Here is an 11,478-nt window from a genome sequence, read left to right as displayed (position 1 = left end):
ACATAGAGAAAAACACCTACTTATGTTCTAGGGATAAGGCGTATAAGTAGGTGTTTCCAAATTGATATTTTTCATTAAATTAAAAAGAAAGCGATTTCAAAAATTAATACGATAAAAGAGAAACAGTTATGTTTAAAGTTAGCTTAAACATGACTGTTTTTTTCTTGTTCTTATAAAAAACAAGAAAACCGTCAGAAGCTTAGACTATTACGAGATCTAAGTGGCTTACTGACGGTCAAAGACGGCTTATAATGAATTTTGGTTAGCGAATTAAATAATGAAAAAGTAAGGAAAATAAAAAAACAAGTCCTATAGAAAGCGTTTTCATTAAAGGGCCCAAAAAAACTTTTTTTTAGTCATATATTTAAAATAATCATAGTTTTTTTTCTCTTAAGCTCCTTTTTGATCTAATGTAGCTATTACTTGAATTCGCTGTTCTAACATAGCATCAGCATACGTATCTAATGTCATCTGAGTTGAAGCATGACCTAATAATGCGCTTACTGATGCGATATCGGCATTTTTTTCAATACAGCGAGTTGCGAACGTGTGACGCAATTGATGAAAATGAACATGATTTAATCCGGCTAAATCTCTTATTTTATGAAAGTGATAAGTTAGTAAGCGAGGCTCGCAAGGTTTCCCTTGAGTTTCTAAAACATAGTAACTATCTGACTTCTTTTTATAGTACTTTAACTGATCCAGAAGTTTTTTTGTCATAGGAATTAGTCTCGTTGAGGCATCTGATTTAGATTCGGTATAGTATAGTTTAGTATTATTTTTATCAGATAAAGAATTAATCCTTTGATACGTATAGTTAATTCTTAACAATCTTTTTTCAAAATCTACGTCTTCCCAACGCAATGCTGCGATTTTTCCTATTCTCAAACCTGCCGATAAGCCTAACTGGACTGCAAGTCTTCCTTTTCCACTGATCTGATTGGCAGCAGCTTCTATCTCTTTTTGCTGTCCTCTAGATAATGAAGAAATCCTTCTTCTTCTAATCTTTGGAAGCTGTATTTGATTGCAAGGGTTAACTGTAAGATCACCTCTTTCTACAGCAGCATTAAGACACTGATTTAATAATCGATAGATAACATGAATTGACGCATTGGATATTCCTTTTTTTTGCCACGTCGTGATTAATTCTTGAAATTGTATTTTATTTAGTTCATTTAATGGATAATCTCCAACTGATGGGTAAACGTAAGCAGTTAATTTATACTCATAACTAGCAAAGGTAGATTGTTTAACTGAGTCTTGAATGGAAGCAAGCCAGTATTTTCCCCAACTAATAAGTGGCATTACGCTATCACCATTCGTTTCTCGTAAATTCTGATACTTTGCTTTAAAAATGTACAATTTATTTTTTACTTCATGATAAGTTTTCCCATATATGTAGCCATATTTAATTTTATTATCTTCTCTTCTTCCCTTAATGAAACGACCTTCCCATCGTCCATCTTTGCGTTTATAAATGTTTTCTCCTCTTCGACTCAATTTGAAAGACTCCTTTTCAATAATATATAAATTTATGACGGCTTAATTGACGGCTAATACTTTTTTCGCGAAAATACAGCTTTCTTTTAAAAAAATAAGATATTTCGTCATAAAAAACGTTTTTAAATAAATTTGTTGATATAAACCACGAAACAAATTACAATATAAGGTATAGAAGGTTTATAAACTGCTTAACAGCACATATCTATCTCGTTTTTTATAAAAACAAGAATTTATTGAAATAGATGAGGCTGTTTAATCAATTTTTATCCTTTCTTAATAAGTAATATTATTGCATACTTTGATGTAAATTTTTGAGAAAAGGAGGAGAAAATGAATATTTTATTATTATCTAATTGTTCATTCTTTGAAACTAAATTTATTCAACATCTAAATGCAATAAAACATGAGGTTTTTTGCAGTGAACAACTGTTAAAAATTTTAAGAACCGGAGGTGATGTTAGCGGATTACTAAAATATTTTCAAGTAGTTATTTTTAGTGAGACAGTTTCTAATCAGATGATTTACGAGATTCTTTCTGTTTGTAGTTTTAAGCAGACAATAATTATTTTAAAAACAAGTCACTCTCTGAGTGAGAATGAGAAGGGATTATGGTTGGAAAAAGGAATCACTCATTTTATTTCAGAGGAAACGAATTTTGATTATCTCAGGGAGCTGCTCTGGTGTGATCATTACGAAGATCAGTTGACTTTAATGAATACGAATATGGAAAAATCTATTCGTATTAATGAAGAAACGATGAAGGAAGAAGAAAAAAGAAGATTTTTAAGGACCTTGTCGAATCAAGAAAAACTTGTTTTTAAAGAGTTAGAAGAAGCTACTGGATATGTCTCACGAGAAGAGTTGTCAGAAAAAATATGGGGTAAAGACTGTACAAGTTCTACCCAAAGCCGGCTTTCAAATATTTCAAAAAATATTAATAGGAAGCTAAAGGAATTTGGCATAGAGAATATGAAGATCTTAACCAGTTGGGGCAAAGGTTATTCTTTGGAATTAGTAAATTAATAGGATGACAAAACAGAAAAAAGAAGATGCTACACAATAACATCCATAGCTAATCCTGAAGCAGCTATATATCGGATATATAACAACAGTTATGGAAATAATTCGCTAATAAAAATGAATACTATTATCGCATGTTGGATATCAGGAACAGATGAATCAAATGGATTTAGAAGATTAATATTTTACTGACCTATTAAAAAAGACATGCAAGAGAAGAAACAAGAATATAGAATCTAAAATCCAAATTCTAGCGACGTCTTTAATCAACAAATAAAACTTAATGTGATATTGCAGTTAACGTTGGGTGGAGAAACGGAACAAATTTAGATTGTATGTGAGTATCTGATGGAAATGTCAGGATATACCTGAGTTTAATCCAGATGTGACAATTTCAGTTAGTCGTAACCTTACCTTTAACTAGGCTGAACATAAGAACATTATAAAAATTGGACGGAAGGATGGGGATTTTAATGCCTCAACATAAGCGTATTAGAAAGAGGATTTAAAAAATATAAGGAGGAGAAAAAATGAATTTGAAAAGAAAGATCCCATTTTTTTTATTAGGTCTAGTGGCAATGTTTGGGATAACTATGTACACGGGAGGGGCAAAAGTTCATGCGTCTACGGATGCTGATAAAGCTCAATATAACGCAGCTATGCATAAAGGGACGTTGCAAGCGACTGGAGATACAACAGTATCATTTATAAAGCAAGATGGTAGTGTGATTGGCTGGGATAATCCTTTATTAAAAAGTGATTCTAATTCTCTTGGTGTACAAGCTAAATTCGATTTGAATAATATTGATGGAATTATTCAAGCGGTCTCTACAGGGCAGATATCTACAATTTCTCCCCTTGAACAAACTTTTATAGGACAGTTCAAGTCTGCTGCACTGATTTCGGGCTCTTTTGACTTGAATATTGATTTAAATAGTGCACTATCAAATTATTTTTCCTTGAATCAAAACACTATAAATCAATTACAAACTACGACAGATTTTAATAGTTTGTTATTTGATGGAGAAGAAGCTGCAGCGTATTCAAATATTTTTGAGATAAAGTCTGTAACGTCAGCAAATAACATTTTGAAAATTTCTGTATCAGTAAAACCAAATGTTACGGGACAAAATATTTTAGACTTACAAAATAAATTTGGCACCTTGAATTTTTCATTTAAAAACTTGTTAGTTATGAAAGATAGTACTTGGGATGATGTTAACCAAATAAATAAAGGTGAATTTGACAGATTGCTGACAGTCTCATCGCCTTCTGGAGAGACTACATTCATCGTAAGTGTTCCAGATGCGTTGTTACCATATGCTTCATTGGCTGGAATCACAGTGACTAATCCATATGTGGGTATCAATTTAGAAACTAATCCAGGATATGGAAAGTTAAGTTTAGGGTATGTAATGGTATATGACGGAAACGGAAATTCTTCAGGAACAGCGCCTGTTGATTCGGATAGTCCATATGATGGTGAAAAATCAATTGTACTAAAAGATCAAAATGATATGAAAAAAGATAATGCAAAATTTATTGGTTGGAGTACAGATCAAAATTATGTAGCAGGTACATCTCCTCTATATAATGCTGGAGACAAATACACTATTGCAAAAAATACTATTTTATATGCTGTTTGGAAAGATATTGTTCAGGGAGGAAATGTGACAGTTAGTTACGTTGATGAATCTGGCAATAAGTTACAAGAAAAAGATACCGTTTTAGAAGGTGAAGTTGATGAAGACTACACCACAGTTCAAAAAGATTTTTATGGGTATAGATTTAAAGAAGTTGTCGGAAATGCAAATGGGAAATTTACTTCTAGTCCGCAACAAGTCACCTATGTATATTCTAAAATAGTTCCTGGTAAATTAACTGTTGAGTATTGGGAATATGATACTAAAGGAAATGCAGTAAAAAAACTTGATGAGCGAACTATTACTGGAGAATATGGAGACTATTATAATGCCGAAATTCTTTATCTTACTGGATATGGATTTAATGGTGTAGTTACTGATACAGAAGCGGGATATGCACCAGCTGCAGGTAGATTACTGGATGAAGAAGATCGCACAATCAAGTTGACCTATCACAAGCTTGCAGGTGAGAGTACTGAAGGAATGGTACTTGTCCAATATCAAGATGTTGATGGAAACGAAATCAAATCTAGCTATATAGAACGCGGTGAAATTGGCAAGCCATATACAACAAAAAAAGAAGATATTGTTGGATATAAATTTAAGGAAGTTATTGGAAATGCTACAGGTACATTTACTAATGCCGTTCCGATTGTAACTTATGTTTATCAAAAAGACAGTGTAGTACCTAAAGATGTTTTAGTACCTGTATATAGAGCATACAACCCGAATGATGGAGACCATTTATTTACAACAAGCAAAGATGAATACAATTGGATTCAAGATCAAAAATGGTCTGGTGAAGGAACTGCCTTCCAGAGTGTTAAAGCAACATATGCAGATGCAGTAAAAGTTTATCGTTTATACAATGTTAACTCTGGAGAGCATTTTTATACAACCAGTTTATCTGAGTATGAAACTGTAGCTGCAGCTGGCTGGAAAAAAGAAGGAACATCTTTCTACATGGTTCCTAAAGAACAAGGTAATCCAATTTACCGTGTATTTAATCCAAATGCTACTGGGCCAGGTTCTCATATGTATACAGCTTCTAAAATAGAAGCCGATTGGTTAATTAGTTTGGGATGGAGAGATGAAGGAATAGCTTTCTATACTCCTAAATAAAGGTGAGTAAAAAAGGACTAGTATCTATATACCGCTAGTCCTTTCTTTTGAAAATATATGGATAATTTTTAAGGAGAGTATTGTGAAGAAAATACGTAAAGAAAAAATATTTAATAAAGTAATCAATGTATTTATGTTGATTGTGATAATGTTTTCTCAATTCTCATCTTTTGGGGCAGCCTTTGCAGAAGAGGTTCCAAATATAGAAAACAATGAAGTTCAAACTGAACAATCAATTCCCCCTATTGAGAAAGCTGATCAAACGGTGAACCCAAGTATAACGAGAACCGATAAGATTGCTAAATTAGGAGTTGATGTTGCTGTTGATAAAAATAATCCTCCTTCAGGAGATTATTTCAATCTTATATTAACTTTTGGTGGAATGTCTTACGGAACGGACAATACTGTATATAATGCGGTTGCAACGATACCACTATCTTCTTCAGATAAACTTGAGGCAGGGACTTTACCAACAGATCCTAATGGTGAATACACTTGTTCAATAGAAGGAAATAATATTGTCATTAGATTTGCAGAATTTCAGGCCGGTGGGAATTACGATGTTAAGATCCCTGTAAAATTTAAAGAGGGTGTAAGTTTGCCTTCAGAAATTTTATCAGGCCAGGTTACTTTTACCGGAGATAATGCAGATGATGCAGATGCGGCAAGTATACCAGAGGTTTCTCCGTATAATACTGCAAAACCGGTATACATGAATATTATTGACCAAGTTAGTACATTCAAGGCTTATATACCACATTCAGCTCAAATCAATTTGACACCAGAATTAAAAGAAGGTGGGCTAAATGTAGCTAACGGTAAATTGAAAGTTGATTTTCCAGCAGATATTGTCTTAAATGGGCTAAATTTCAAAGGACAAAATCTTGATTTATCAACTGTAAAAGCTAATCCAGATGGAACTAAGTATATATTACTAGATGTATCTCCATTTGATGTAGATAAATCGAATTTTTCAGGTCTAACGATTGATTACAATTATCCGAAGCTAAAGGATGGAGATCTTCCTGATGGTGTTAATGAGAAGAATTATGAAATAAAAGCTACTTTTACAGGCACAAGATACAACGGTGAAGAATTTACTGAAGCAGGTACCATTAAAGAAAAACAAACACTATATAAAGGTGCTGGAGTCTTAGGAAAGACTGCAACTGAAGAAATTTATAAAAAAGCAGATCAATCAATTGAGTATTCAGTTAATTATACATCTGGTTCTGAAACAAAAAACATGGTTATCATAGACGATCCATATAAAGAGACAGATTTTTTTAAAGGATATAATTACACTGACTTTAATTGGAATTCGACATTAAACAATATAGATAGTCAATTCTCTTATCAAACCAATAAAAATAGTTCATGGCAAGTGGTTGGTGACCCTAGTAAAAATGGTTCCGTGACTGTTTCTTCATTAAATTTAGCAAGTGATGAATATGTTACATTGGTAAAATTAGATCTTTCTTATGGTGGAAGTAAGGTTATTCCAGCTAACAGTGGAGATGTAATTTTCAAATTAAATGGAAAAACAACAGAAAATATTACGGACACTACTTTAAGTACAAATAATAATATTGTTAACACTGCCAAGTTTTCTGGAGAGTATTTAGACGGAGATAGCTATGTAGAAATTAACAAAGAGTACGATGCTACAACCGTTTATATCCCAGAAGTACAGGGAGCTTATCCAGGCTGGGAAGGTTGGGGACAACCATTTTACAACAAAGATTCAGTAACTTCTCAAAATACATTTGCTGTAGGAGATACATTTTCCTATAAAAATACACCGGCAAATGTTGGATGGGCAGGTGGCAATATAGCCATAGAAGACCCTGTTGTATATGTTAAATATCCTAACACTTTAAACATTGATCCTGAAAAAGTAACCATAAAAGGATACGAAGATGGTGTTTTTAAAACAAAACCAACGGTTGAAATTATTCCTAGTGATGGTGGGTATAATTTAGTCAAAATTAGTATTAACGAATCTATGCCGGCTACAACATATGATTCGAAATATCAAGTGATCATTAGAGACATTGAACCAACGAGTAGAACAGGTTCAGCTGTTGATTTTACAGCTTTTTTAGGATCTAATAATCCAAATCAAAAATATGTGGCAGGAGTTGGATGGCGAGGAGCTACAGGAATGCCATGGGCAAACTATGCTGTTGCTATTCAACAATGGGCTACTTTTGATTCTTCTTTAAAATTTTCAAGCGAAATTAAAGTAAGTACTGGTGGAACAAATGAAGAAGACTTTTCGTTTGTAAATTCATTAGTAAATCAAAATGGAGGAAAAAATGTAATATTCCGGTTAAGTGCTGAAAATATCGGAACAAATCCCACAAATCAAACAGAGTTAATCAGTATGTTGCCTTACAAAAACGACACTGTCACAACTAATGATGTCTCTAAAAACAGTACTATTTCAGGTTATCTAAAAGGTTTATCGATCGATGATGGATCCGGCATTTCTGGAGTCAATTTTGATGAATATGAAATATATGTTTCTAAAGACGCCACCGCTGCTAATAATAAAAAAGATTTAAAAAATACCGGTGTTTCAGGGTATTCTTCTAATTCTACATGGGAACCTTGGGATGGAGCGACTGAATTAACGGATGATTATAGAGCGATAAAAATTGTTAAGAAAAGTGGCCTTGGTATTGGTGAGGGCATAAAAGTTTATATGGATTATCATGTCCCAGAAATTACCACAAATACAGAATCTTTATGGGCTAGTGTGGCACTAGGCGGATATTATAAGTCTGGAAATAATAAATTTAATATAGCAGTGACTGAACCAAGAAAAGCAGGTCTGATGGTTGGGAATGATGCTGTTAAAAGTCTGAACGGATATGCATGGGAAGATAGCAATTGGGATGGGATCAGAAATGATAGTGAACCAGTTATTCCTAATTATCCAGTTTATTTAGTAAATGAGAACAATGATATTATTGATCAAACTACTACAGACGTAAATGGATATTATGAATTCACTCAATTATTTGCAGGTAAGTATCGTGTGATTATGCAAAATGATCGCTATGATGCTGGTTGGGATCTAACTAAAAACCTGGAATTAAATGATAATAACGTGAATGATATGAAACCCATGAGTGATAAAAGTGTCATTTATGATTATGCTCCTTGGCTATCAGATAAAAAAGGTGGTTATCTAGGTATTACAGATACTATCGATCTTACACCTGAAAATATAATTAAGGTAGATAACATTGATGGTGGATATGTAGATAAATCAAGTGCAAATAATAGTGTAGCTATATCGGGAAATGTTTGGCTAGACACTGCTATAAACGGTATCTGGCAGACTACTTTAGAAGATACGTACCCAGAAGGTACAACGATGAATTTGTATAAAAAGGAAGCAGATGGCACCTATGCTTTTGTAAAAGCAACTGTCACAGATAACAATGGATACTATGAATTTTCTGGTCCCGATTTAACTTCAGGAGATTATGTAGTTGGACTAAAAGAAATGCCGGCATCATATAAGCGAACTGTCAATGGTAGTAGCATGAAATTTGATGATCGGAGCGATACCACTTCTCAAGGGATAGATGCGCCATATGTAACTGCAGAGTTCCATGTAAATGATGGACAAAGAAGTGAGAACTGGGATCTAGGTCTTATTGAAACTGTAGACCTTTATGTAACAAAAATCTGGGAAGACGGCGGGAATACTTCCAAACGTCCAGAAAATATCGTAGTTGAGTTGAAAAAAGATGGCAAAGCATTTAATCAAGATGGCTCAACTGATCCATATGAAATCGTTAAATCAACAGATGGTACTTGGGAAACGCTGGAAATTAAAGGCTTAGAAAAATATCATATGTCTAATGCAAAAGCAGTGGAAAATAAATATACTGTGAACGAAAAAGACGTACCAAGTGGCTATACTATGACTCAGACGGATAAGAGTGATCCTAACGAAAAAAATACTTACCGTTATGAAATTACTAATAAATTAGACAAGACGACCATTGAGGGAACTAAATCATGGGATGACGCCAATGATCAAGATGGTAAACGTCCAAATTCAATCACAGTAAATTTACTGGCTGACGGAAAAAAAGTGGATTCAAAAACAGTCTCTGAGGCAAATGGTTGGAAATACTCTTTTTCTGATTTAGAAATATACAAAGATGATGGAACCGAGATTTCTTACACAATTAACGAAGAAGCTGTGGCTGATTATACACCGACAGTAACAGGGACTAACCTTACCAACACACACACGCCTGAGAAAACGACCGTCGAAGGTACGAAGACTTGGGATGATGCTAATGATCAAGATGGCAAACGTCCAGAATCAATCAATGTGAACTTGTTAGCAGATGGAACAAAAATAGATTCAAAAACAGTTTCTGCAACGGAAGATTGGAGATACTCTTTTACTAACTTAGATAAGTACAAAGATGGTAAAGCAATTTCTTACACAATTACTGAAGATACAGTAACTAACTACACAACCAAAATTACAGGAGCAAATATAACTAACAGCTACACACCAGGAAAAACTAGTGTAACTGTTACTAAGGCTTGGGATGACAATAATGATCAAGACGGTTTAAGACCAGAAAAAATCTCTGTTCAGCTTTATGCGGATGGTGTGAAATCTGGTGCTCCTGAAGAGTTATCTAGTGGAAACAACTGGACAACTACTTGGGTTGATTTAGCTCAAAAGCAAAATAAGAAAGACGTTTCTTACACTGTGAAAGAAGAGGGAACAGTTACAGGGTACACAACTGCTGTTGACGACACTGATAAAGGGAACGTCATCATTACCAATTCACACACGCCTGAGAAAACAACTGTCGAAGGTACGAAGACTTGGGATGATGCTAATGATCAAGATGGTAAACGTCCAGAATCAATCGTCGTAAACTTGTTAGCAGATGGAACAAAAAAAGATTCAAAAACAGTTTCTGCAACGGAAGATTGGAAGTACTCTTTTACTAATTTAGACAAGTATAAAGACGGTAAAGCAATTTCTTACACAATTACTGAGGATACAGTGACAGACTATACGCCAAAAGTAACGGGTAGTGATATTACCAATAGTTATACACCAGGGAAAACCAGTGTAACTGTTACTAAGGCTTGGGATGATAACAATGATCAAGATGGTTTAAGACCAGAAAAAATCTCTGTTCAGCTTTATGCGGATGGTGTGAAATCTGGTGCCCCTGAAGAGTTAAATAGTGATAACAACTGGACAACTACTTGGGTTGATTTAGCTCAAAAGCAAAATAAGAAAGATGTTTCTTATACTGTGAAAGAAGAGGGAACAGTTACAGGGTACACACCTGTTGTTGATGATACTGATAAAGGGAATGTCATCATTACCAATTCACACACGCCTGAGAAAACCACTGTCGAAGGTACGAAAACCTGGGATGATGCTAATGATCAAGATGGCAAGCGTCCAGAATCAATCAAGGTGAACTTGTTAGCTAATGGGACAAAAGTAGATTCAAAAACAGTCTCTGCAAAAGAGGACTGGAAGTACTCCTTCGCTAACATAGATAAGTACAAAGACGGTAGCAAGATTCTTTACACCATCACCGAAGATACAGTGACTGACTATACACCAACAGTAACAGGTACTGATATTACCAATAGTTATACACCAGGAAAAACCAGTGTAACTGTTACTAAAGCTTGGAATGATAAGAATGATCAAGATGGCTTAAGACCAGATAAAATATCTGTACAACTTTATGCGGATGGTGTGAAAACGGGTAATCCTGAAGAGCTAAATAGTGGGAACAAATGGACAACTACTTGGAAAGACTTAGACCAAAGAAGAGATGGGAAAGATATTACTTACACAGTGAAAGAAATCGATGATGTGCCTGGATATACGACAGTTATTGATGATTCTGATAAAGGGAACATCATTATTACCAACTCTCATACACCAAAAGTAATAACGACTACGAATAATCCCACTAGTTCTGGCAAGAGCTTTTTAAGTAAAATACTCCCTAATACAGGTGAGAACTATAATTATTTATTTTCTATTTTAGGAACATTAATTGTATTGATGGCGGTTGTTCTTTTTTTCATAAGAAAATTAAGAAAACTAAATAGATAAATATTATCGAAATTATCATTGCAATACATGATCTATTGATAGCAAAAATAA

4 protein-coding genes are annotated in these 11,478 nt (G+C 34.0%); 3 read left to right on the top strand and 1 reads right to left on the bottom strand.

Going from position 1 to position 11,478, the window contains the following annotated elements:
- Positions 1-390: 390 nt before the first annotated feature.
- Entirely contained in the window at positions 391-1,500 is a 1,110-nt protein-coding gene (locus ACVWNY_RS14550; protein ID WP_454072258.1) for a tyrosine-type recombinase/integrase, read from the bottom strand.
- Positions 1,501-1,833: 333 nt separating this feature from the next.
- Between ACVWNY_RS14550 and ACVWNY_RS14545 the strand changes: the two genes are divergently transcribed.
- The 3 genes from ACVWNY_RS14545 to ACVWNY_RS14535 all read left to right on the top strand — a co-directional run bounded on the left by ACVWNY_RS14545 (position 1,834) and on the right by ACVWNY_RS14535 (position 11,427).
- Positions 1,834-2,526 carry a winged helix-turn-helix domain-containing protein gene (locus tag ACVWNY_RS14545; RefSeq protein WP_218327306.1) on the top strand — a complete coding sequence of 231 codons (693 nt, stop codon included), beginning with the start codon at positions 1,834-1,836 and terminating at the stop codon, positions 2,524-2,526.
- Between the two features lie 527 nt (positions 2,527-3,053).
- Positions 3,054-5,288: a MucBP domain-containing protein gene (locus tag ACVWNY_RS14540; RefSeq protein ID WP_454072257.1), complete on the top strand. Its 2,235-nt coding sequence runs from the start codon at positions 3,054-3,056 to the stop codon at positions 5,286-5,288.
- Positions 5,289-5,370: 82 nt separating this feature from the next.
- Complete coding sequence (locus ACVWNY_RS14535; RefSeq protein WP_454072256.1) at positions 5,371-11,427, top strand: Cna B-type domain-containing protein; 6,057 nt, start codon at positions 5,371-5,373, stop codon at positions 11,425-11,427.
- Positions 11,428-11,478: the final 51 nt, after the last annotated feature.

The organism is Enterococcus sp. JNUCC 77 (genome assembly GCF_054819945.1).
This window is presented reverse-complemented; position numbering and strand designations above follow the sequence as displayed.

Coding starts and splice junctions, on each gene's coding strand:
- ACVWNY_RS14545 (WP_218327306.1), top strand. CDS start 1,834: ATGAATATTTTATTATTATCTAATTGTTCATTCTTTGAAACTAAATTT.
- ACVWNY_RS14540 (WP_454072257.1), top strand. CDS start 3,054: ATGAATTTGAAAAGAAAGATCCCATTTTTTTTATTAGGTCTAGTGGCA.